The sequence below is a fragment of the Arcticibacter sp. genome, from assembly GCF_053551015.1.
This window is the reverse complement of record NZ_JBMQOB010000003.1, coordinates 91,983-113,308: the sequence shown is the minus strand read 5'-3', so window position 1 is coordinate 113,308 and position 21,326 is coordinate 91,983. Positions and strand designations below refer to the sequence as shown.

Sequence of the window (21,326 nt, the reverse complement as noted above, 5' to 3'; positions counted from 1 at the left end):
TTGATTATGACCCAAATCATTTTTAGTTCTGGAGTTTAATCCTAAGTTTATGTCAGAGGGTTGGGCTGCCGGTATATATCGTGTCCAAACGATCTCCCGGAGCCGTCCCAAGGCCGCTAACCTAATTTATAACGTCATGATCAAGATCCTGATACCCGTAGATTTTTCCGACTGTTCGATCAAAGCCGTCAACTTCGCGGCTCAACTGTCCAAGTATGTACCCACCCATTTAGATCTGCTGAATGTGCAGGAGGGTACTGGAAGTCTTTACACCGACTACGTCGGCTTGAACAAGGAGTTCAACCAATCGCTGATTGCAGAAGCAAAAAAGAAGCTGGAGCACCTCCAGGCACAATTGGGTTTGTCCGAAGGAGTTGTTGTGGACACTCACCTGGTAACAGGTGAAGTGCGGGAAACAATAATTGCTGAAGCCGCTAAGCTTGGCTCTCATCTCATTCTGATGGGTACTTCAGGTGCCAGTGGCGTTCGGGAGATACTCATCGGCAGCCAGACCGCCAGCATTATTGGCGCCAGCAAGATTCCAGTGCTGGCAATACCCAATGAGTATGAGTGGAAAAAGCCGGAGAAAATCCTTCTCACAACCAATCATTTCGAGAAAGACTCCGCAATTCTTGACACCGTCTTTCAACTCGCCAATACGCTAAACGCCAAAGTGGAAGCAGCGGTATTCACCAGCGAATCTTCTGATGACGCAGCAACGATAATTTTGAATACCCATGAAATCAGTGCTTATGAGCGCTTTCTGAGAGATGAGTACAAGCAGAGTAATTTGGTGGCCGCTCATCTGGCTGGTAAAAACCTGGAAGATACCTTAAGTAATTACATCAGACAAAATGGAGTGGATATGCTCGTGATGATCACTTATAAGAGGAGCTTTCTGAAACGGATCTTTAATCCCAGTCAGACACGCCGCATGAGCTATCATGTAAAAATCCCGCTGTTGGCCATCCCCGGCAACAAATAGTTTCAAAAGAAAAACGGAGGGCCGATCACAGCCCTCCGTTTTCTTTTTTAAACAATCTTTCTTCTAAGCTTCTTCTTTGACTCTTAGTTAGTCCTGTAGTAACTCCAGCTCTGCCCTGACAAACTTGGCCAGTTCATGCACGTAATCCGCGCTGAAGTTGAATTCGATGCCGGCAGTCTGGTAGATCTCTTTAATGCTACGCGTATATCCCAGTTTCAATGCCTCTTTGTATAATTCCATTCCGCGTTGAGGATTTTCTTTGTAGTTCTTCCAGACGGCAATAGCCCCCAATTGAGCGAAGCCATACTCGATATAATAGAAGGGAACCTCGAATATATGCAGCTGCTTCTGCCAGAGGTTCTCCAGCGCTTCCTCATAGCCATCCCAATCCGCAAAATTCGATCCGAAAGGAGTGAAGATCTGTTTCCAAGCGTCGCGTCGCTGTTCGCTGGTATGATCCGGATTGGTATAGATCCAATGCTGAAACTGATCCACTACTGCCACCCAGGGAAGCGTCTTCAATACATCCTTCAGCTGATCGCGCTTTGCTCTCTTCAGGTCATCTTCATTCTTGAAGAAAACATCCCATTTATCCATGGAGATCAGCTCCATACTCATCGAAGCCAACTCAGCAACCTCCGAAGGCAGATGTTTGAAGTCATTCAGTTCCAGGTCTGAGGAGATAAACGTATGAACCGCATGTCCTCCTTCGTGGATCATAGTGGTGAGGTCACGAAAGGTATTGGCCGAATTCATAAAAATAAATGGAGCTCCTGTCTCTGCCAGGGGGTAATTATACCCGCCCGGAGCTTTGCCTTTACGGCTTTCCACGTCAAAAAGCTGATTAGCCTTCATGATGCTCAGGCGCTCTCCGATGTAGGTATCTATCGAGTTGAAACACTCGATAGACTTATCGATCAGTTCAGCACCATTCTCGAACGGCTTCAGCGCAGGTTTGCCTGATATATCGACATCCATATCCCAGGGACGTAAGGTGTCAAGGGCAAGCGTATTCTGTCGCAGCTCTGCCTGCGCGCGCAAGATGGGTACGATCTCCTTTTCAATGGCCTCATGGAATTTATAGCATTCATGAGGGGTATAGTCAAACCGGCCAAGTGAACGGAACATATAGTCGCGGAAGTTCTCAAACCCAGCATTCAGCGCTACCTGATGACGCAGCTTCAGCAATTCATTGAAGAGCGCATCCAGTTGTTCCCTGTCCTGCAGCCTTCTTTCTGTGATAGCTTCCCAGGCCTTGTGTCGCAGCTCCCGATTAGGATCTTTCAGAAATACAGAGGCCTGTTCCAGCGTATATTCTTTACCATCTAGCATAACACTCATGGCTCCGGTAATAGACTGGTACTTCTGCGCAGTCACCTGAATTTCGGTGAACAGCGGAATGTTCTCTTCTCTGAAAAGTTCCAGTGAATTTCTCACGCCACGCAGGAAGATCATATATTTATCCTGATCCAGCTCGTCGGCAAAAGGACTTTCAACAAGCTTTTTGTTCAGATCATTGGATATCGGAGCTATCCGGGGCTCTATTTCAGTTGCAAAATATTGGAAGTCCTGCAGCAGTTTTTCATCCAGTGTGTCGCAGGTCATGCGGATATAACGCCATGCAAAATCTTCTTCGATAACTGCCTCAAGTTCACTCCGGTCTTTCAACCAGGACTCCAGCTCCGCTACCGAATTGAGTTCGCGATCCTTTAGCTCCATGAAAAGAGGCTCTAAAGTTTCCCAGTTTATTTCAAGATTTTCAGGAACATACGTCCTTCTTTTTTTCTCGATGATCATGTTTTGTCGGTTTGCTTAAAAACACGAAGTTAACGGAAATTAAAGTAAGATGTTTGTGCAGCTCAGGAATTCCTGAAATAGACATCCAGCAGAAAGCAGATGGCGAAAAGGACAGAGGCAATTCCGTTGGTTGTTCCGAATGCCAGCGTCACTTTGCTCAGGTCATCCGGTTTCACCAGCCTGTGCTGATAAATCAGTAGCGAGATAAAAATAACAATGCCGAGCATGTAGAACCCGCTCAGTGGCGTAAAGAACAGTGGCAGCACCACAAAGATCACACTGAAAACATGAAGTACGGAAGATACCTGCAGTGCTTTTCTGCGTCCCAGCCATGCCGGGATAGAGTAGAGGTTTTCCTGTTTGTCGAATTCGTCATCCTGCAGGGCATAAATGATGTCGAAGCCGCTTACCCAGCATACTACTGCTAATGAGAAAAGAACAGGTAAATAATGGAACTCGCCGGTTACCAGAAGGTATGAACCCAGAGGGGCCAGACCCAAACCAACACCCAGTACCAAATGGCAAAGGGGGGTAAAGCGTTTTGTATAGCTATAACCCAGCACGACAGCCAGGGCTACGGGCGACAGGTAGAAACAGATCGGATTAATAAACCAGGTGGTAAAGATGAAGAGCACACAGTTTGTCAGGGTGAACCAGAAAGCGCTTCTTGCCGAAATTCTCCCGGCAGGGATGTCACGCACCGCAGTACGTGGATTCTTGATATCGAAGTTCCTGTCGAGGTACCTGTTAAATGCCATAGCTGCATTTCGGGCAAAGATCATACACAGAATCATATACACCAGATTCATGGGGCTGAAGGTATGTTCAGTGGTAGAAAGTGCAAGGAAAAATCCGATAAACGCGAATGGCATCGCGAAGATAGAATGGGCAAACAGAACGAGTGACAGGTATTTCTTCATTTAACAAACACAGATCAGATTACACAGTACCTTCTTTGTAGGTGCTTTTAAAATTTTGATTAATATCATCAATAGTGGACAGGATCTCCTCACGCCCTTCCTGAGTTTCAGAAGAGGTGATAAACGCCGGAGGGATCTCCTCAAAGTATTCAAGCAAGGCTTTTTTGAACATCGCCACATTCTGAGCAGTCTTCACGTTCGACTGCTTGTCGGCCTTCGTAAACACCAGAAGAAAGGGGATTCCTTCTTCGCCTAACCAGGAGCAGAATTTCAGGTCAACTTTTTGCGGCTCCAGACGGCTGTCTACGAGCACAAATACGCACTGCAGGCTCTCACGGTTGCGGAGGTAATAACGAATAAAACGTTCCCATTCTTCGCGACTGCTCCTCGAGACCTTGGCATATCCATATCCCGGAAGATCGACTACATACCATTTTTCATTGATCAGAAAATGATTGATCAGCTGGGTCTTTCCAGGCGTCTGTGATGTTTTAGCCAGTCCCTTTTTGCCGGTAAGCATATTAATAAGGGACGACTTGCCAACATTAGAACGACCAATGAAAGCATATTCGGGCAGCACAGGAGGAGGTAACTTCTCGGTCCTGGTATTACTGCATTTGAATTCAGCTGAGCGGATTTGCATTCTGGCAAAGGTAGGAAATTGAAATGAAATAGCGGCGGCAGGAACCTGCCGCCTGTCATAAGGCTGAAAGAATGGGATTCTTTTGGAACACAGGTACTGAGCACGCAACTTAATGGAGGTCTTTATTTACCGTGATAGTACAGCTCGTTTGTTTTCAAAATACTCGCTTTAAGGAACGTCTATATTCTGATATGTAATTACCAATCCGCTGCGATCGACTCTTGGGCCTTAATATCTGGCCTTGGCTCACTTACTTGCTGTGCTCTTTCTGAAAAAACACAGAAGGTCAAAGCAGCGGGATATCGACAATTTCGATTCTGATGGGGTGGGAGTTCCTCCAATTAACTTCATCATCCGCGGACCTTCTAGCCATGATTTCAGCTCCGGATTTTTCACAGCTTCGTTTAAGTCAAGAAGGAAGTTCTCGTATCTGGCCTGGCCAAAGCAGAATTCATACTCTTTTGCAGACTTTGCTGGGCCAAAATAGACGGGCCTTGACTTATACTCACCCTTATGTTTTGCGTGTACCCTTACCTCACCATGATTAAAGTCGGTAGCGATTGAAAAATACCCGGTACCGTACTTCTCAGAAAGGTATTTTCCCAGTGGAACTTGTGTGAAAATGTTTTCTTTTGATAGGTGGCCGTTGTGAGCCCAGATAATGAGCTTTTGAGCGGCCGCCATTTCTTTTATCCAGACAGCATTCTCGAACATGGCCTCATCTCTCATGCCGACCTGTTTCCTGATTGGTTGTAAAATGTATGCAGTTTTTTGCTCAAGCAGTCTTATATATCTTTGCGGCAGTTTGTCTGATGCCTTAGTTGTGCTTGAATAAAGGGATGGAATGCAGGACTGCAGCTCCGCGATATCCTGTTGTTTAAGTAAATATTCAGGAATGTTGCAAATCTTTGATAGTACTTTCCGGTTTTCAGCCGACAGATTTGGTAAACTATCCAGCAGTAGTTTTGTGATATTCGCAACGCTTCTCGCTTCTAAACCATGCAAGCGCACCTTTTCACCTAGAGGTAAGCTCTTATTGTACTCCCTTAACCAGGCCAGCATTTCCTTAGTCTCGCTTATCAAAGGAAAGCCACCCAGAAACCTGATGCGGTCTTGCCTGCCTATAACGTATTCGTCTAACTGTTGAACCGCTGCAAAATCACTTTCAAATGCAATTGCCTTGAAGTGCAGTTCCGCAACGAGGAAGCGGATCAGGCGATCTTTGTATCTAAAGAATTCGTGACTTCCATGTGTACCTTCTCCAAGTCCTATTACCTGTTTATCTTTCAGCGTCACCTTAAGAAAGCCGATGTCCGCAAAACTACTGTCCGGATCTACCGTTTTTATGGGAACGATGTATTCATCCAGAATAATGACGATAGGGTCGGGCCTCTTCTGAGCAGAAAGGTTGTCTGAATACAGTAATACATAAACGATGATGGATGATAAAAATCGCTTTACGCTCATAAGAGAACCACGAGAATCAATTATGGGAAACATTCTATTTCTTGAGTGATTTAAAACTTTGATACGTTGTCTTTATATAATTGATAAGTTCATAGTCTGACCAACTTTTGAGCAGCTTAAGCTCCGGAGTATACAAATCCAGATAGCCTGCAATTTCCTGATCAGAAATGCCGGGAATGGCATTTCTGATCACATCCTCGTTAAAGTATTTTTGAATTTCCTGGTCCTCCAGATCCCTCAGAATGTAAGTGTTAAGTTTCCTCGCATTCTTTCCCTTCTGACTAAAAAGCTCATGGAAGAAGGTGACCGGACTCCCGCCAATAGGCGACAATAACGCTACAGGCGGCTTCCCATCAAAATGCAGGGTGTTCTTATACAAGTAAGTCTTTTGCAAGTTATTATATTTCTTTTCGTTCTCTCTCATTCCCGTTATGGTAACCTCCTGTAGCCGTATGGTACTGTCCATATCAAGAACGATGTTGTTATATCTTGTGATCAGCAGCGTTTGCGATGGAAAACCTTTAATCGAAGCTTCGATATTATCTCCAATTTTTGCCTGGATCTCAAAGTACCCGATGCTGTTGGGAGACGTGTGTTTCCCTGTTCTTGTATTTCGAACTACAACGTTTCTGACCGGCATGTCCGAGCCTCTCAGGCGCTGAGAGGGGTGTAATACAACAACTCCCGAAACGATATCTGGGGTCTGAGCCGAAACTATCAAAGCGTGACCGCTGAGCACCAGGCTTAATGAAAGGCTTTTTACTAACAGTGACATTGTATCTCATTAATATAAAAGGTTAGATACCGAGCTATCAATAATTAAGTATATGTCCTTACCAAGATTATACTTTGCTCCAACCACGATCCCAACACAGGCACATTGCAGCCACCTTCATCCCACGTTAAGCCCAGGTTTTTATGAAAAAAGGTGGCTACAACGTGGGATGAAGGTGGGATCACCGTGGCTTCATACTGGATCTGCTCCTAAGTAGGTTTCATCCTGGTTAGTTCAAGGAATAACGTTTTAGGAACTTATTGGAAGCGGATTCCCCTTTAGGAGTATATCTACTTGCCAGAACGTACTCTACCTTGCTCGCTGCCAGAACTGCCAGATCGATTTCTTCCATCTTTGATTTTGTTGCTTCCAAAATTGTAAACAAATGTCAATCTAAACTTCCTGCTCTCTTCCTTTTGTGCGAGCTGATAGTCTTGAGAATATATCGCACTATTGATTTTAATCGATCGCTGGTCGAGAACATCATTTATGCTTAATTTAAGATGGGCTCTTCTATTTGCGAGTGCCTTATTTATACCCAGGTCCAAACCATAGATGGGTCGTGCAACGTAGGTTCCATATGCCTGACTGGAAGTGTAGTTTCCTGAGAGTTCTGCACTAAGGGACGCATTGATGTCTATAGTATGATTGGTATTGAGTGTAATCGTTGTTTTTTCGTTGTTGAAAGGCAGCCCCATCAGATCGGGTGATCCGAATTTTCTTCGGTAAATCGTGAAATCATTATCAATACTCCACCATGATGCCGGGGTCAGGCGCGCAGAGATACCCGCACTCAGGGTTCTTCTTGAAGCCAGGTTTTGTTCATACAGCAACAGCGTTTTCTTAACAGCGTCTGTGATTAATGTCGTGGTTATTGCATCCTTCGTGCGGATATAGCCGAATGACAAGGTGAGCTTCTTTTTATATTGATAGCTAATGTCGAACGAATTAGCATATTCAGGCTTCAATGCCGGATTTCCTTGAAGCTGTGTGTATAGGTCAATGTAGTACACAAAGGGATTTAAAGATTGATAACTCGGTCGTTCAATTCGTCGACTGTAGCCGAGATTGAAATCATGAACATCCTGAAGATTTTTATTAACAGAAATGCTTGGGAATAGGTCGAAGTAGCTGCGTGCGGTTTTGTCATGCAGTGTAACAGATTCACCTTCAGAAGACGTGAGTTCGGCGCGAAGTCCTATGGTGACAGATGCGGAACTAAGGTTCTTACTTAAGTTGAGATATGCCGCATTTATGTTTTCCTGGTAAACGAACCTGTTCTGCCTGCTAGCGTCGTCCATCCAGCTTCCGTCAATCAGGTTAGTAGAGCGGAGCTCATTATCAGAACGGACGAAACTGCTTTTAAATCCCGATTCCAGGGATACGCCAGCATTAAACGGATAGATATAGTCAAGCTTTGCTGCCAGAACCTTAATGGATGACGGGCTTACGTTATTGAACACAGATGCGGAACTGCTTCCTGATCCTGAAAACTCCCAAAATAGGTTGTTATAAGTAATGTCTTCCTTGTTTCTGATAACTGCAAAGTCGAGGTCTGCATTGAATTTTTGGCCAGAGGTGTCTCTGGCGACTTCGTAGTTTATGTTGTAAGTCTCACCTTTGTATTTTCTTTTATCTACATTCGTTGCGCTGATGTACTGATTATAAGTGTCTGTGGAATAGCCCAACAAGGTTTTGATTTTATTCTCGCCCCGAATATTATTGACATAGCTTTTTACCATAAAACCAAGCATACGACTATCATCGATGTAGTAGTCTATCCCAATTTTGTAGTTGAGCGTATTATGTTTATCAATCTGTCTCGCATCCTGATCGAAAAAGGTTCTTTCCTGGAGGTACTGTGTACTTCGCCTGAGGTTTAGGTCCACAAAATTCCTGTTGTTCTCGTAATTTATGTTTCCGAAGATGTTTAGTGATCTGTTACGATGATTTACTAATAAACCCATGCCGGATTTATGATAGGTTCCATAGCCCGCCCCGAAGTCTAGATTTCCGTTTGTTCCGAAGGCGGCGCTCTTCTTCAACCTGATGTTAATGATACCTCCTGTGCCCGCAGCATCATATCTGGCAGAAGGGTTCGAAATAATTTCGATGGTCTGAATCGTATTCCCCGGGGTTGATCTGAGCAGGCTTGTGAGTTGCGCCGGAGAAAGGAATGTCAATTTTCCGTCCATCAGGATAGTGACTCCCTGTTTTCCTTTCAGGCTTATATTCCCTTCGTTATCTACGGTCAGTCCAGGAGCTCTTGATAAAATTTCGAGGGCGCTACTTCCATTTCCCAGTATACTGCCGGCTACATTTAGTATCGTTTTTCCCTCTCTGTTTTCTATCAGAGGGCGTCGTCCGTTTATTCGTACGGTGTCCAAACTTCTGGTTTGGGGAGCTATAAGGATCGTGTCTGCGGCTTCTCTCTCTTGGGCACCCGGAACATTGCTTCTTGCTGCCGCTTCAGGATACCGGGACTGAGCACTGCCTGGCTGATTTACAGCTAGTACGGTGATTATGACTGTCAGGTATTTAGCCGTGCTGGACATTTCGAGAGTTTTGAGATAGAGCTCTCAAATATAGTTAGTCCAACTCCCGCCGACGGAGGTTTAACATTGTTTAACAGGAAAGTCCAGCCAGCCGCGTTTTAGCAGCAATGTAAACTCTCTAGACTGTTAAATTTCGTTAAATGCCTGAATATCATGTTTGGTTAGCCTACCTTGCTGTCAATTAGTGAAAAGGGATGCACTCGAATCTTAAACGCTTTTCATGTTAAACGCCGGGAATTATACTTTGAGAATTGCTCTTACTTTTTCGCTGACTAGCGTGGGCTTTTCGGTATGTGCACAAGATGATTTTGTTGAAGGAGTGACCTGTACCAAAAGCGGCAGAATCAGTGGAGTTCTTATCGGTAATAAGGCGGTAAAAACATTGACGAATGCCGTCGGCGAGTTCCGCTTGAAAGCGGGTTTAGGAGATACGTTGATCGTATCCTGCCCAGGATATCGCAGTGATACGGTAAGGGTTCCGGAGAGTAGGGTATTGATCATTGAGATGCAGAAGATCAACCTGCTTCGAGAGGTGATGGTTACCGCCACTTCGCTATCTGCGGAATCTGTTTTGAAACGCGATATGAATGAACATAGTTCAATTTATCGAAAAGGCGACAAAAGTGAGATGCTCACCGTTAGCCCTCTGGGTTTTACAATCAAAGTAGATAAACTGTATAGTGCCCTGAGCCGGCAGGGAGCCCAGGCGAGACGGCTTCAGCAGATCCTGGAAGACTCCTATCGGAATGCAGTCATCGACAGAGCATTTTCCGACAGGCTGGTTGGCGCCGTCACGTCCTATGATGGACAGAAACTACGCGATTTTAAGGCTTTATACCGTCCATCCTACGAGCAGGTTTTAGAGCTGTCGGAATACGACATGCGTGAGCATGTGAGAAGGAAGCTAAAAGAACATCAATTAAAACGCTAAGACACAAATCAATATGAAACCAATCTTTATCCTGGCCTTTTCACTCTTCTTCTCTGTTGGAATAGCCAATGCACAAGTCAAGTCCACATACGACAGCTATGTCGAAGAAGCGGAAAACTATTTCAAAGCAAACGAATATCTAAAAGCCGCGGAGTCATTTTCAAAAGCCTTCGCGGCTAATAAAGATCTGGGCCGCACGGACCATCGCTACCATGCCGCGCGTGCATGGGCGAAAGCGGGCCAGGTGGATTCAGCCTTCTATCAGCTCACACGCATTGCCAATCATGGCTATTTTACTGACTATAGAAATGTTGCTGGAAATCCGGATTTTGCCTCCTTGTATTCAGATTCCCGCTGGGACGCCCTCATTGCTAAATTCAAGGCTCAACAGCCGAGGGAACGTCCGGGCTCGGACTCGGTGCTTGTTGCAATCCTGGATACGATTTATGATAATGATCAGGGCTTCAGGAATCAAATTCCGGATATCGAAAAGAAGTACGGTTATGATTCTCCCGAAATGCAGAAGCATTGGGAGCTGATCCGTTACCATGATTCCATAAACCTGTTGAAAGTTGAGGCTATCCTGGATAAGCATGGTTGGTTAGGAAAAGATGTGGTGGGGGATCGAGGGCACTCTGCCTTGTTTTTGGTTATTCAACATGCACCTTTAGCCTCTCAGGAAAAATACCTCCCGATGATGAGGAATGCCGTCATTCAAGGTAAAGCATCGGCTTCCAGTCTGGCTCTTTTGGAAGACCGGGTTGCTATGAGAAAGGGGCAAAAGCAAATTTATGGGAGTCAGATCGGCAGAAATTTAAAGACCGGTGCGTACTATGTACTTGAACTCGAAGATCCGGTTAATGTAGATAAGCGCCGGGCTAAAATGAATTTACCGCCAATGAGTGAGTACGTCAAATTTGTGGGACTGGAATGGGGTATTGAGCAATATGAAAAAGCGCTTGCGGAGAACGAGCCGGGCAAGAAGCGGTAGCTTCCGGCCCGGTCCGGTACTCTATTAGTTACAACCATGTTCATCTACTGAATCTGCCACGTATATTTTCGCCGGTCCATATATGGCAGGACACATCACTTGTGGATCTGTCTTGCTTTGTGCTTCATCATAATGGTAGGTTACGTAAAATACTTTGCCATTTACTCTAAACGCTTCCGGAACGTTGAGGAGTGCGATAGATTCCGAAGTTTCTGATTCCTCCAGTTTTACCAGCGAAGCGCCCATCTTCGGGCAATAACTGCTGATATATTTAACTTTTACGCACTTGGTGTCTTTTTCACAGGAGCTAAAGAACAGGATCATGCAAGTGGCAAACAGAAGGGAATAGGTTTTCATGAAATTGCGAGAGATTAGTTTACAACTATACGTTTAAGGTACCCGGAAATGCTACAGCGGAAAAAGAATCCAAATTAAATCTTGTGTCGTATATTCTTAAGCTGCGACAGTAAACAATCCGCTTATTACCTTCTCTCACCTGTAGCAGATTCAATATCTGCTGCCATGCGAATGTGGCAGAGTAAGGGTAGCTAATCAGCAGGTCCTGTTATCCAGCTTTTTGGAGCATGATGATGGTATTCCCACTCAACTGCTTTATCTTTGCCGGATATGCCAGAGCAAATCACTCCCTATAAAGATAAAAACGCTACCAAAAAAGAGCAGGTGGCAGATATGTTTAACAACATATCAAAGACATATGATTTTCTGAACCATTTCATGTCGCTTGGTATTGACATCCTGTGGCGCAAGAAAGCGATTGGTGAGCTTAAGACTGTAAAGCCCCAGCTGATGCTCGATGTAGCAACGGGCACGGGGGACTTTGCGTTCGAAGCCATTCAGATCCTGAGCCCGGATAAAGTCATAGGTGTGGATATCTCACAGGGCATGCTGGACGTAGCGGACGACAAGATTAAGAAACGCGGACTTGCTCACAAGTTTGAAGTGCGGTTGGGTGACTCCGAGAAGTTGCTGTTTGAAGATAATACCTTCGATGCAGTTACAGTCGCCTTTGGTGTGCGCAACTATGAAAACCTGGAACAGGGATTGTCTGATATGCTGCGGGTATTGAAGCCAGGTGGCAAGATTGTTATCCTAGAGTTCTCAAAGCCACAGCAATTTCCCGTCAAACAACTTTATAACTTCTATTTCAACTCGGTCACGCCAACAATAGGCAAACTGTTTTCAAAGAACAATGACGCTTATAAATACCTTCCTGAATCGGTAGCTGCGTTTCCTGACGGAAAGAACTTTTTGACACTGATGCACAAAGTGGGATTCAAGGACACCAAGTTCCAGCCGCTGACATTTGGCATCAGTTCCATCTATACCGGAATTAAATGATGAAGTGGTTCTTCTTGACGTTCTTCTGTGTATTGAGTGGCTATAGTGCCATGTCACAGGAAAACTGGGGAGGTGGAGTGGACGACGAGAGGCTGAACTTTGGATTTCAGTTCAATTATGTAAGCTCTGAATTTAAAGTGTTGAAAGCCGACGGTTGGGAGAACTTGCTTAGTCCTGACCCAACGAGCTACAATAGGCTTAGATCGGTGTCATCTTCTTCAAAACCTGGCTTCGGTATTGGGCTGGTCTCTAATTTAAAGATGACGGAGCACACTGATCTCCGCTTTACTCCTTCGATGATTTTTGCCGACAAGGAGCTGCGCTTTGATTATTACGGAGATGAAAGCCTGATCAAGACTGTTCAGTCGACTTTTATCGACCTGCCTCTCGGCATTAAGCTGAAATCTGACAAGCGTAAGAACTTTCGCGCGTATATGATCGCTGGGGGGAAGTATTCCCGGAACATCGTGTCGAAGAAAAAGCTAGATGATGCGGATTTTGTGGAGGTGGAGAAGCTTGTAGCCAATAAGCGTGGCTTTTTCTCGTATGAGGCAGGGATGGGTCTCGACTTTTATTTTCAATATTTCAAAATGTCGCCCGAGATCAAGTTTTCACAATCTTTCAACAGTGTGCTTGACCGACGGGGAAATTCTTTCGACCGCTCCCTGGATAAGCTGTATCATAAAGGAATACAAATCAGTTTGTTTTTTGAATAGCAAAAACACGACTACTTTTCCTGCATTTCTAACCTGATATATTTCGATTTAATAAACAAATCAGTTCTCAAAACGCTTTTTATTCATAATTTTGACTCTTAATTAAAGCATTTATGCCCAAAATTGCCCTAATAACAGGCGCAACTGCCGGAATTGGCGAAGCTTGTGCCAAGGTTTTTGCCTCCTTTCATTATAATTTGATATTAACGGGAAGAAGAACAGACCGACTGCAGCGTTTGGCAGAGCAGTTGCGGGACGAACACGGCGTAGATGTACGTGTTTTGACCATGGATGTCAGGAAGAAAGCGGAAGTGGAAAGTCAGCTGAACAGCCTGGAGCAGGACTGGAAAGCCGTAGATGTGCTGATCAATAACGCAGGTCTTAGTCAGGGGCTAGATCCTTTGCAGGACGGAAATACCGACGATTGGGATACTATGATTGATACCAATGTGAAAGGCTTACTCTATGTGACCAAAGTGGTATCGAACTGGATGATTGTCAGAAAAGAAGGTCATATCGTCAATTTAGGTTCAATCGCCGGTAAAGAAGTATACCAGAACGGAAATGTGTATTGTGCCTCTAAGCACGCCGTAGACGCATTGAATAAGGCGATGCGCATAGATCTCCTTCCTCATGGGATCCGGGTTTCAGCGATACATCCCGGTGCGGTTGAAACAGAATTTTCGGAAGTGCGTTTTAAAGGGGATACGGAGCGTGCGAAAAAGGTCTACGAAGGGTACGAGCCATTGCTTGCTCAGGATATAGCAGAAACGATCTGGTTTATGGTTAGCCGCCCGAAGCACGTCAATATTAACGATCTGGTAATTATGCCGGTGGCTCAGGCCAATTCGGTTTATTGGAATAAAGAAAAATAGTCCGGGCAGCACAGCTTACCCGGTAATCAACTTAAATATATGTTACAGGAAAATATCGATAAAGAAATAAAAACAGCCATGCTTGCCAAAGACAATGTTCGTCTGAGAGGCTTGCGTGCTATAAAGGCAGCTATTTTGTTAGCGAAGACAGAAAAGGGCGGGGGAGAAGTGATGACAGAAGATGCTGAGATCAAGGTGCTCCAAAAGCTGGCAAAGCAGCGCAAGGAGTCAGCTGAAATCTACAAAACACAGAATCGTGAAGATCTTTATCAGATCGAGGCAGAAGAGCTTGAAGTAATTGAGGCGTTTCTGCCCAAGCAGCTCGGCCGCGAGGAGATCGTAGCCGTCGTAAAAGAGGTAATAGCCAGCACGGGAGCTTCCAGCGTGAAGGATATGGGTAAAGTAATGGGTGTCGCCAATAAAGAACTTGCCGGAAAAGCGGACGGCAGAACCATTTCGGAAGTGGTAAAAGAACTATTATCCTGATCGTGGATAATAGAATAATTATTAGATTGCAGGTAAGCGGATAAAGTGTACATTTATTCAACTATTACCTGATTATAAATTTTAGCAAAGCCCACTAAACATCTTGTTTAGAATTATGAGTGTTATAAAAGAAGAAAACGGATTTAAATATATTGAAGAAGGAGAAGGAGATACATTGTTGCTTCTTCATGGTCTCTTTGGGGCTTTAAGTAATTTTGACGATGTTACCGAGGCTTTTAAGTCTCAATACAAAGTGGTGATCCCACTTTTACCTATATACGATCTGCCGCTCTTGACTACCGGGGTGACTACATTAGCCAAGTACCTTCTTAAGTTTGTTAAACATAAGAAGCTGAAGAATATCAACTTACTGGGTAACTCTCTTGGTGGGCATGTTGCGCTGATATTTACTCTTAATAATCCTGAGTACGTGAAAGCGTTGGTACTAACAGGTAGTTCCGGTTTATATGAGAACTCTTTTGGAGGAACATTTCCGAAGCGAGAGAATTACGATTTTATAAAAGAAAAGGTCGAGTATACATTTTACGATCCTGCTACGGCAACCAAAGAGTTGGTTGATGAAGTTTATCAGACCGTAAATGACCGAAATAAGGTAATCCGGATCCTGTCGATGGCGAAGTCGGCTATCCGTCATAATCTGGCGAAGGATCTCCATAAGATCACCATTCCGGTATGTCTGATATGGGGTAAGAATGATACGGTAACGCCGCCGGATGTGGCTATTGAGTTTCATAATCTCTTGCCAAATTCGGAGTTGAACTGGATTGATAATTGCGGGCATGCTCCGATGATGGAGGTGCCGGATGAATTTATAAAGTTTTTGCGACGGTTTCTTGACCGCGTGTTATTAAAGTAAACACTATGTTGGCAAACGAACTCATCTCCGAAGCGATTCCTCCTTTAAAGGAGTCGGACAGTATTCAAAAAGCACTGGACAGGATGGATGAGTTCCGCGTCAGCCATCTGCCGGTATTGAGCGATAATGTTCTTCTCGGCCTGATCGCTGATGATGATCTGATTGAAGTGCCCGATTTTGACGATTCGCTAAAATCGGTGCAGGTCAATTACAATACAGTGAGCCTTCAATATAACCAGCATATTTATGATGTGCTGAACGTATTCAGTCAAAGTCACCTCAGCGTACTGCCGGTCCTTGATGAGAACAGGAGCTACCTGGGCGTGATCACCATGGGCACTGTTGTGGAGCGGCTTTCTGATATTGCGGCGATCAAAGAACCCGGTGGGATCATCGTGCTGGAAATGGATGCCCGCAACAATTCGCTTGCCCACATCGCACAGATCATTGAATCTGAAAGTGCGCAGATCCTTAGCTCATACATCACCTCCTACATTGATTCAACGCGCAGAGAGGTGACCATCAAGGTCAGCCGAACCGAGATATCCGGGATTTTGGCGTCTCTTGGGCGTTACGATTACCATATCATTGCCACTTATAACGAAAATAAAGAACATTCAGGTACCGGCGACAGGTACGATCAACTGATGAACTATCTAAGTATTTAATGAAAATAGCTATTTACGGAAGAGAGTTCAGCGCGGCAACATTGCCCTTCGTTCAGCAGATATTTGATGAGCTGAATGCACAGGGAGCTGAGCTACTCGTCTATGAAAAGTTTTCACACTTTGTAGCGGATAAGGTCCGCAATTTGAAAAGCTTCGGCACATTTAACAGCTATAGCGACATCAGGGGGGCTGTAGACGTGATGCTCAGTCTGGGTGGCGACGGCACCATGCTGGATACAGTTACTCTGATCCGCGACTCCAATATTCCCATTATAGGTATCAACCTCGGTCGCTTAGGCTTTCTAGCCAGCATCAGCAAAGATGATATCCGATCGGCAATTCAAAGCCTTGTGAACGGAGACTATACCATTGACAGCAGGGATCTGCTGAAAGTTGAAACAGATACGCCCGTCTTTGGAGATGAAAATTTCGCTCTTAATGACCTGACGATCCACCGGAGGGACAATTCGGCCATGATGATCATTCATGCTTACCTGAATGGTGAGTTTCTGAATTCTTATTGGGCAGATGGTCTTATCGTGGCCACACCTACTGGGTCTACCGCTTATTCATTAAGCTGTGGAGGGCCCATCATTTTTCCGAAATCGGAGAACTTCGTTGTTACTCCCATCTCTCCGCACAACCTGAACGTGAGGCCTATCGTTATTTCCGACTCCTACACGCTTTCCTTTGAGCTCGAAGGCAGGAGCTCCAAGTATCTGCTATCCTGTGATTCCAGGACCGAGGTAATCGACTGCTCCATGCGCTTCAGCGTTTCTAAAGCTGATTTTCAGATAAATTTGATCCGCCTCAAAAATGAAAGCTATCTTTCCACATTAAGGAATAAGATGCTTTGGGGAATCGATACGCGCAATTATTAATGGTCAGATTTAGTATTACATTTATCATCGTATTGTTTTGCACACAGCTGAAGGCGCAGAGCTGGGAAGTGGGAGCCTTTGGTGGCGGCGTGGGGTATATGGGCGACCTGAATCCTGAAAACGTTTTTAAGCTCAGCAATCCCGCCTATGGCCTGCTTGTGAAAAGGAATATCGACGCTGCCTGGTCTGTCAAGCTGAGCGTGATGCGGGGCCAGATCAAAGCAGCAGATAGCCTGTCTTCCAATCTGCATCAGCAGGAGCGCAACCTGAGTTTTATCACGCCTCTTACCGAGATTGGCTTTCAGGCTGAATTTAATTTCTTCGACTATGTGCCCTCAGTGAGCAAAAAGCGCTTTAGTCCCTACCTGTTTGCCGGTGTGGCGCTGAGCATGTTCAATCCGAAGACGAAAGTAGGTGGGGAGTTGGTGGAGCTGAACCCCCTGCGTACCGAGAATCAGGATTACCGGAGGTACACGATCGCTATACCCTATGGTGCGGGACTGAAGTATAATTTCACCGAAAAATGGACTCTGGGTGCAGAACTTGGGTATCGGGAAGCATTTTCTGATTATCTCGATGACGTAAGTAAAACCTATCCAGTCGTTAGTGCCTATTACCCTCAAAACGGAAGCAACAGGGTTAATTTATCTGACCCCTCAGAGCGCCAGGATGGCAGCCGGTTGTTCATGCCGGGCAGCCAGCGGGGCGACTCGCGGAAGCGCGACAGGTATTTTTTTACGGGTATAACCCTCACATATACCTTTCTCAAGTGTAATTGCCCGCGGGTATTTTAGTGATGCTATTTTTTTTTACCTTTGAGCCTCAAATGCCTAGGTTAGGCTTTATTAGAAAATGAGTTTACTGGATCAGATTGACAAGAGCAGATTGCCTCAGCACATAGCAATTATTATGGATGGTAATGGGCGATGGGCGAAGGAAAAAGGCAAGCTTCGGGTATTTGGTCATCATAGCGGAGTAGTATCGGTAAAAGATATCGTTGAAGCAGCCGTCGAAGTTGGCATACCTTATATCACCTTATATACTTTTTCAACAGAAAACTGGAACCGCCCCTGGTTGGAGATCACGGCTTTAATGGAGCTGTTGGTGAATACCATCAGTAAGGAGACCAAGACGCTGATGGATAATAATGTTCGTCTGAACGCGATTGGCGACCTGGAGAAGCTACCGGGAAAATGCCTGAAGCATTTGAAAAAGTCGATCGAAGCGACTGCGGGAAATACCAAAAGTACATTAACCCTGGCTCTTAGTTATAGCTCCAGATGGGAGATTACAGAAGCTGCCCGAAAGTTGGCTGTGCAGGTTCAGCAGGGTCTTATCAAACCGGAAGATATCAATGAAGAGATGTTCTCTGCGAATCTGACTACTGCCGGCATCCCTGATCCTGAGCTGATGATCCGCACAAGTGGAGAGTTCAGAATCAGCAATTACCTGCTATGGCAACTTGCCTATGCTGAGTTCTATTTTACAGAGAAACTTTGGCCTGATTTCAGGAGAGAAGACCTTTTTGAAGCCATCATTGACTACCAAAAAAGAGAGCGTCGTTTCGGGATGACCAGTGATCAGGTTTAAAAAATTCCTTTTAACAAAATTTAACAACCAATAGCGTTACTTTAGCAACGTTAGACAATTCAATGAAGAAATTTTTCACAATAATATTTTTTACATGTGCAGCCGGTGCTGCAAGTGCCCAGTTACAACCCCCAAGGCAGGGTGGAATGCAGTTCCGTTCGCAGTCGGGAACTGAGTTGAATTATCTCAACCCTCAGGAGTATGTAGTAGGTGGTACGACGGTGTCGGGAGTTAAATTTCTGGATGCAGAAATTCTGGTTCAGATTTCGAAACTCGTAAAAGGCGACCGAATTACCGTACCGGGTGATGCGACCGCCAATGCCATGAAGTTCTTGTGGGCGCAGGGTTTGTTTGATGATGTTCAGTTGAAGGGGAATGTTAAAGGAGATTCTATTTTCTTTAATATCGAGGTGGTTGAACGTCCGCGCCTGACAACGATGGAGTTTACAGGCATGAAAAAGGGCCAGGTAACCGATATCAAGGAAAAGCTGGCGGATAAAACGGGAAAGATCGTCAACGAAAGTTTGATGAGCATGACCACTGCGGTGATAAAAAAGTATTTCAATGAAAAAGGATACTTATTCACTGAAGTGAAATACCGTCAGAAAAAAGATACTACCGAGGCGAATAATGTTATTCTTATTGTAGATGTGGATACACGGTCTAAAACCAAGATCGAGAATATCACATTTGAAGGAAATAAAGACTTCAAGGCGAAGCAGCTGAAGAAGTTCATGAAGAAAACTAAAGAGCGTTCTTCCATCAATATATTCCGGTCGGGCAAGTTCCTACTGGACAAATATGAAGAAGATAAGCTTGCGCTTGTTGCCAAGATGCACGACAAGGGATACCGCGACGCCGAGATCCTGAGCGACAGCGTGATCAAGAAACCGAACGAGCGTGTGGATATCCACATGAAGTTATACGAAGGACCGAAGTATTACTTCGGAAACATCACCTGGGCTGGTAATGCGATCTATAAGACAGAGGCGCTAAACGAAATGCTGGCGATACAATCCGGTGATGTATTCAGTGAGGAGAAGCTTCAGAAGCGGTTGAACGGAAACCCGAACGGGGAAGACGTATCGTCGCTGTACCTGAATAACGGTTATCTGACCTTTAATGTGGATCCGGTACAAACACGGATTTATGGAGATACCATCGACGTGGAGCTTCGTGTGTATGAAGGTCCGCAGTACACAATCAATAAAGTTTCCCTTAAAGGAAACGATATTACCAATGATAAGGTGGTGATGAGGGAGATTCGTACGAAACCAGGACAGAAGTTCTCCAAAGAGCTTGTCGTTCGTACAACCCGTGAAATTGCACAGTTGGGTAACTTTGATGAGCAGAAGACGGACGTGAGACCTATCCCGAATCCGGCAGACGGAACGGTAGATATTGAGTATACTGTTGCGGAAAAACCTTCTGACCAGATTGAACTTTCAGGTGGTTTTGGTGGTGGCCGTATCATCGGTACACTGGGACTTACCTTTAACAACTTCTCGGCACGCAATCTGTTCAACCTGAAAGAGTGGAAACCACTACCTAAGGGAGACGGACAGAAGCTGAGCATCCGTGGACAAACTAACGGTAAATCTTACCAGTCATATAGTTTCTCATTCTCTGAGCCATGGTTGGGTGGTAAGAAGCCGATCTACTTTGGTATCAGCGCGTTTACCTCTTTGAGTTCAAATGATGATATCGCGAGATATTATGGATACAGGGATGATCAGCGGTATAGGATCCGATTAAATGGTGTTACCTTCAGTTTAGGTAAGCGTTTGAAATGGCCTGATGATTATTTCAACCTGAACCACTCGGTTAACTTGCAGCAGTATAAGCTGACAAATTATCCTGGGTTCCTGTTCTCGACAGGTACATCTTACAACTTCAACCTGACAGAAGAGTTGAGCCGTAATTCAGTGGATGCGCCGATCTATCCGACTTCGGGATCGCATATTCGCCTGACCGTACAGCTTACACCTCCGTATTCATTGTTCAATGATGTGAATTATCAGACGGCGACGGATAAAGAAAAATACCGGTTTACGGAATACCATAAGTGGAAGTTTGAGGCTCAATGGTATCAGCGTATCGTAGGAAAGCTGGTTGTGAAGACTCAGGGACAATTCGGATTCCTCGGTCAGTACAATCAGGCAACAGGACAATCTGCATTTGAGCGTTTCAAACTGGGTGGGGATGGTATGCAGGGATTTGACTTTCTTCAGGGATCTGAAATTATCGCGATGCGTGGATACGAAAATAACAACGTTACCCCGATTGGATATGACCCTCAGATTGCACGTTACTCCGGTAGCCCTATCTTCAGCAAGTACATAGTTGAAATGCGCTATCCGCTGATGAACAGCCAGCAGGCGACCGTGTTTATGTTGACCTTTGCGGAAGGTGGTAATACCTGGAATAACTTCAAAGATTTCAATCCGTTCAACGTACGTCGTTCGGCAGGTGTTGGCGCGAGGATTTTCCTTCCGATCTTCGGATTACTTGGAATTGACTGGGGTTATGGTTTTGATGATGTTTATGATCCATCAAGTAACAGGCTCCGGAAATCAGGAGGACAGTTCCACTTCAGTATTGCCCAGCAGCTGAACGGTGGCTTCTAATACCGATCAATAGGGAACTTTTAATACAAAGGCTTGTAAGTAATCTTACAGGCCTTTTTTTGTGGGTGCCGTGCTGGTGTTGGTAAGCAATTTTGTAGGGCGCGCCATTCTGTCGGCATGACCGTTCCAGAGATGAAGAACGTATCAGATTTGATGAGTGACCAGTATTTTGGCGCCACTATT

General features: G+C 45.0%; 20 protein-coding genes. 13 read left to right on the top strand and 7 right to left on the bottom strand.

All coding sequences use genetic code 11. From position 1 onward, the window contains the following. Nucleotides 1-49: 49 nt before the first annotated feature. Nucleotides 50-985 (top strand): universal stress protein, encoded by a 936-nt coding sequence (locus ACO1NU_RS00915; protein WP_448816562.1) that lies wholly within the window; start codon nt 50-52, stop codon nt 983-985. An 87-nt stretch (nt 986-1,072) separates the two neighbouring features. Here ACO1NU_RS00915 and ACO1NU_RS00910 read toward each other — a convergent pair whose 3' ends face one another. The 6 genes from ACO1NU_RS00910 to ACO1NU_RS00885 all read right to left on the bottom strand — a co-directional run bounded on the left by ACO1NU_RS00910 (nt 1,073) and on the right by ACO1NU_RS00885 (nt 9,142). Further along, nucleotides 1,073-2,782, bottom strand: coding sequence for a M3 family oligoendopeptidase (locus ACO1NU_RS00910; RefSeq protein WP_448816561.1), 1,710 nt, complete (start codon nt 2,780-2,782; stop codon nt 1,073-1,075). A 62-nt stretch (nt 2,783-2,844) separates the two neighbouring features. Beyond that, nucleotides 2,845-3,702 (bottom strand): UbiA-like polyprenyltransferase, encoded by an 858-nt coding sequence (locus ACO1NU_RS00905; protein WP_448816560.1) that lies wholly within the window; start codon nt 3,700-3,702, stop codon nt 2,845-2,847. A 19-nt stretch (nt 3,703-3,721) separates the two neighbouring features. Further along, nucleotides 3,722-4,345 carry a ribosome biogenesis GTP-binding protein YihA/YsxC gene (yihA, locus tag ACO1NU_RS00900; RefSeq protein WP_448816559.1) on the bottom strand — a complete coding sequence of 208 codons (624 nt, stop codon included), beginning with the start codon at nt 4,343-4,345 and terminating at the stop codon, nt 3,722-3,724. Nucleotides 4,346-4,591: 246 nt separating this feature from the next. Beyond that, entirely contained in the window at nt 4,592-5,812 is a 1,221-nt protein-coding gene (locus ACO1NU_RS00895; protein ID WP_448816558.1) for an erythromycin esterase family protein, read from the bottom strand. A 34-nt stretch (nt 5,813-5,846) separates the two neighbouring features. Continuing rightward, nucleotides 5,847-6,587, bottom strand: a complete 741-nt coding sequence (locus tag ACO1NU_RS00890) for a hypothetical protein (protein ID WP_448816557.1) — start codon at nt 6,585-6,587, stop codon at nt 5,847-5,849. A 290-nt stretch (nt 6,588-6,877) separates the two neighbouring features. Then, entirely contained in the window at nt 6,878-9,142 is a 2,265-nt protein-coding gene (locus tag ACO1NU_RS00885; RefSeq protein ID WP_448816556.1) for an outer membrane beta-barrel protein, read from the bottom strand. A gap of 220 nt (nt 9,143-9,362) precedes the next feature. On the opposite strand from ACO1NU_RS00885, the gene ACO1NU_RS00880 reads away from it, so the two are divergent. Then, nucleotides 9,363-10,073 carry a hypothetical protein gene (locus ACO1NU_RS00880; RefSeq protein ID WP_448816555.1) on the top strand — a complete coding sequence of 237 codons (711 nt, stop codon included), beginning with the start codon at nt 9,363-9,365 and terminating at the stop codon, nt 10,071-10,073. Between the two features lie 13 nt (nt 10,074-10,086). Further along, a complete protein-coding gene (locus ACO1NU_RS00875; protein WP_448816554.1) occupies nt 10,087-11,064 on the top strand; it encodes a DUF6624 domain-containing protein in 978 nt (325 codons plus the stop codon). Between the two features lie 24 nt (nt 11,065-11,088). Here ACO1NU_RS00875 and ACO1NU_RS00870 read toward each other — a convergent pair whose 3' ends face one another. Next, nucleotides 11,089-11,421: a hypothetical protein gene (locus ACO1NU_RS00870; RefSeq protein ID WP_448816553.1), complete on the bottom strand. Its 333-nt coding sequence runs from the start codon at nt 11,419-11,421 to the stop codon at nt 11,089-11,091. A gap of 270 nt (nt 11,422-11,691) precedes the next feature. Between ACO1NU_RS00870 and ubiE the strand changes: the two genes are divergently transcribed. The 10 genes from ubiE (at nt 11,692) to bamA (ending at nt 21,143) form a co-directional block, all read left to right on the top strand. Then, on the top strand, nt 11,692-12,423 hold the full coding sequence (gene ubiE, locus ACO1NU_RS00865) for a bifunctional demethylmenaquinone methyltransferase/2-methoxy-6-polyprenyl-1,4-benzoquinol methylase UbiE (protein WP_448816552.1): 732 nt from the start codon (nt 11,692-11,694) through the stop codon (nt 12,421-12,423). Next, on the top strand, nt 12,420-13,139 hold the full coding sequence (gene porT / locus ACO1NU_RS00860; protein ID WP_448816551.1) for a type IX secretion/gliding motility protein PorT/SprT: 720 nt from the start codon (nt 12,420-12,422) through the stop codon (nt 13,137-13,139). Before ubiE ends, porT begins: the two co-directional genes overlap by 4 nt. A 113-nt stretch (nt 13,140-13,252) precedes the next feature. Then, the gene (locus tag ACO1NU_RS00855) at nt 13,253-14,014 is read left to right on the top strand and encodes an SDR family oxidoreductase (protein WP_448816550.1); all 762 of its coding nucleotides are present in this window, start codon (nt 13,253-13,255) and stop codon (nt 14,012-14,014) included. 39 nt (nt 14,015-14,053) lie between these two features. Further along, nucleotides 14,054-14,500 (top strand): GatB/YqeY domain-containing protein, encoded by a 447-nt coding sequence (locus tag ACO1NU_RS00850; protein WP_448816549.1) that lies wholly within the window; start codon nt 14,054-14,056, stop codon nt 14,498-14,500. Between the two features lie 115 nt (nt 14,501-14,615). Further along, complete coding sequence (locus tag ACO1NU_RS00845; protein WP_448816548.1) at nt 14,616-15,377, top strand: alpha/beta fold hydrolase; 762 nt, start codon at nt 14,616-14,618, stop codon at nt 15,375-15,377. A 5-nt stretch (nt 15,378-15,382) separates the two neighbouring features. Then, nucleotides 15,383-16,045, top strand: a complete 663-nt coding sequence (locus tag ACO1NU_RS00840) for a CBS domain-containing protein (protein ID WP_448816547.1) — start codon at nt 15,383-15,385, stop codon at nt 16,043-16,045. Then, nucleotides 16,045-16,926 carry an NAD kinase gene (locus ACO1NU_RS00835; protein WP_448816546.1) on the top strand — a complete coding sequence of 294 codons (882 nt, stop codon included), beginning with the start codon at nt 16,045-16,047 and terminating at the stop codon, nt 16,924-16,926. The genes ACO1NU_RS00840 and ACO1NU_RS00835 overlap by 1 nt, the downstream gene beginning before the upstream one ends. Continuing rightward, complete coding sequence (porG, locus tag ACO1NU_RS00830; RefSeq protein ID WP_448816545.1) at nt 16,926-17,720, top strand: type IX secretion system protein PorG; 795 nt, start codon at nt 16,926-16,928, stop codon at nt 17,718-17,720. The genes ACO1NU_RS00835 and porG overlap by 1 nt, the downstream gene beginning before the upstream one ends. A 58-nt stretch (nt 17,721-17,778) precedes the next feature. Next, nucleotides 17,779-18,516 (top strand): isoprenyl transferase, encoded by a 738-nt coding sequence (locus ACO1NU_RS00825; RefSeq protein ID WP_448816544.1) that lies wholly within the window; start codon nt 17,779-17,781, stop codon nt 18,514-18,516. Nucleotides 18,517-18,578: 62 nt separating this feature from the next. Beyond that, nucleotides 18,579-21,143 carry an outer membrane protein assembly factor BamA gene (gene bamA / locus ACO1NU_RS00820; RefSeq protein ID WP_448816543.1) on the top strand — a complete coding sequence of 855 codons (2,565 nt, stop codon included), beginning with the start codon at nt 18,579-18,581 and terminating at the stop codon, nt 21,141-21,143. The last annotated feature ends 183 nt before the right edge of the window (nt 21,144-21,326 follow it).

Excerpts from the sequence above, each read along its gene's own strand:
- ACO1NU_RS00915 (WP_448816562.1), top strand. The coding sequence starts at position 50 with ATGTCAGAGGGTTGGGCTGCCGGTATATATCGTGTCCAAACGATCTCC.
- ACO1NU_RS00910 (WP_448816561.1), bottom strand. The coding sequence starts at position 2,782 with ATGATCATCGAGAAAAAAAGAAGGACGTATGTTCCTGAAAATCTTGAA.
- ACO1NU_RS00905 (WP_448816560.1), bottom strand. The coding sequence starts at position 3,702 with ATGAAGAAATACCTGTCACTCGTTCTGTTTGCCCATTCTATCTTCGCG.
- yihA (WP_448816559.1), bottom strand. The coding sequence starts at position 4,345 with ATGCAAATCCGCTCAGCTGAATTCAAATGCAGTAATACCAGGACCGAG.
- ACO1NU_RS00895 (WP_448816558.1), bottom strand. The coding sequence starts at position 5,812 with ATGAGCGTAAAGCGATTTTTATCATCCATCATCGTTTATGTATTACTG.
- ACO1NU_RS00890 (WP_448816557.1), bottom strand. The coding sequence starts at position 6,587 with ATGTCACTGTTAGTAAAAAGCCTTTCATTAAGCCTGGTGCTCAGCGGT.
- ACO1NU_RS00885 (WP_448816556.1), bottom strand. The coding sequence starts at position 9,142 with ATGTCCAGCACGGCTAAATACCTGACAGTCATAATCACCGTACTAGCT.
- ACO1NU_RS00880 (WP_448816555.1), top strand. The coding sequence starts at position 9,363 with ATGTTAAACGCCGGGAATTATACTTTGAGAATTGCTCTTACTTTTTCG.
- ACO1NU_RS00875 (WP_448816554.1), top strand. The coding sequence starts at position 10,087 with ATGAAACCAATCTTTATCCTGGCCTTTTCACTCTTCTTCTCTGTTGGA.
- ACO1NU_RS00870 (WP_448816553.1), bottom strand. The coding sequence starts at position 11,421 with ATGAAAACCTATTCCCTTCTGTTTGCCACTTGCATGATCCTGTTCTTT.
- ubiE (WP_448816552.1), top strand. The coding sequence starts at position 11,692 with ATGCCAGAGCAAATCACTCCCTATAAAGATAAAAACGCTACCAAAAAA.
- porT (WP_448816551.1), top strand. The coding sequence starts at position 12,420 with ATGATGAAGTGGTTCTTCTTGACGTTCTTCTGTGTATTGAGTGGCTAT.
- ACO1NU_RS00855 (WP_448816550.1), top strand. The coding sequence starts at position 13,253 with ATGCCCAAAATTGCCCTAATAACAGGCGCAACTGCCGGAATTGGCGAA.
- ACO1NU_RS00850 (WP_448816549.1), top strand. The coding sequence starts at position 14,054 with ATGTTACAGGAAAATATCGATAAAGAAATAAAAACAGCCATGCTTGCC.
- ACO1NU_RS00845 (WP_448816548.1), top strand. The coding sequence starts at position 14,616 with ATGAGTGTTATAAAAGAAGAAAACGGATTTAAATATATTGAAGAAGGA.
- ACO1NU_RS00840 (WP_448816547.1), top strand. The coding sequence starts at position 15,383 with ATGTTGGCAAACGAACTCATCTCCGAAGCGATTCCTCCTTTAAAGGAG.
- ACO1NU_RS00835 (WP_448816546.1), top strand. The coding sequence starts at position 16,045 with ATGAAAATAGCTATTTACGGAAGAGAGTTCAGCGCGGCAACATTGCCC.
- porG (WP_448816545.1), top strand. The coding sequence starts at position 16,926 with ATGGTCAGATTTAGTATTACATTTATCATCGTATTGTTTTGCACACAG.
- ACO1NU_RS00825 (WP_448816544.1), top strand. The coding sequence starts at position 17,779 with ATGAGTTTACTGGATCAGATTGACAAGAGCAGATTGCCTCAGCACATA.
- bamA (WP_448816543.1), top strand. The coding sequence starts at position 18,579 with ATGAAGAAATTTTTCACAATAATATTTTTTACATGTGCAGCCGGTGCT.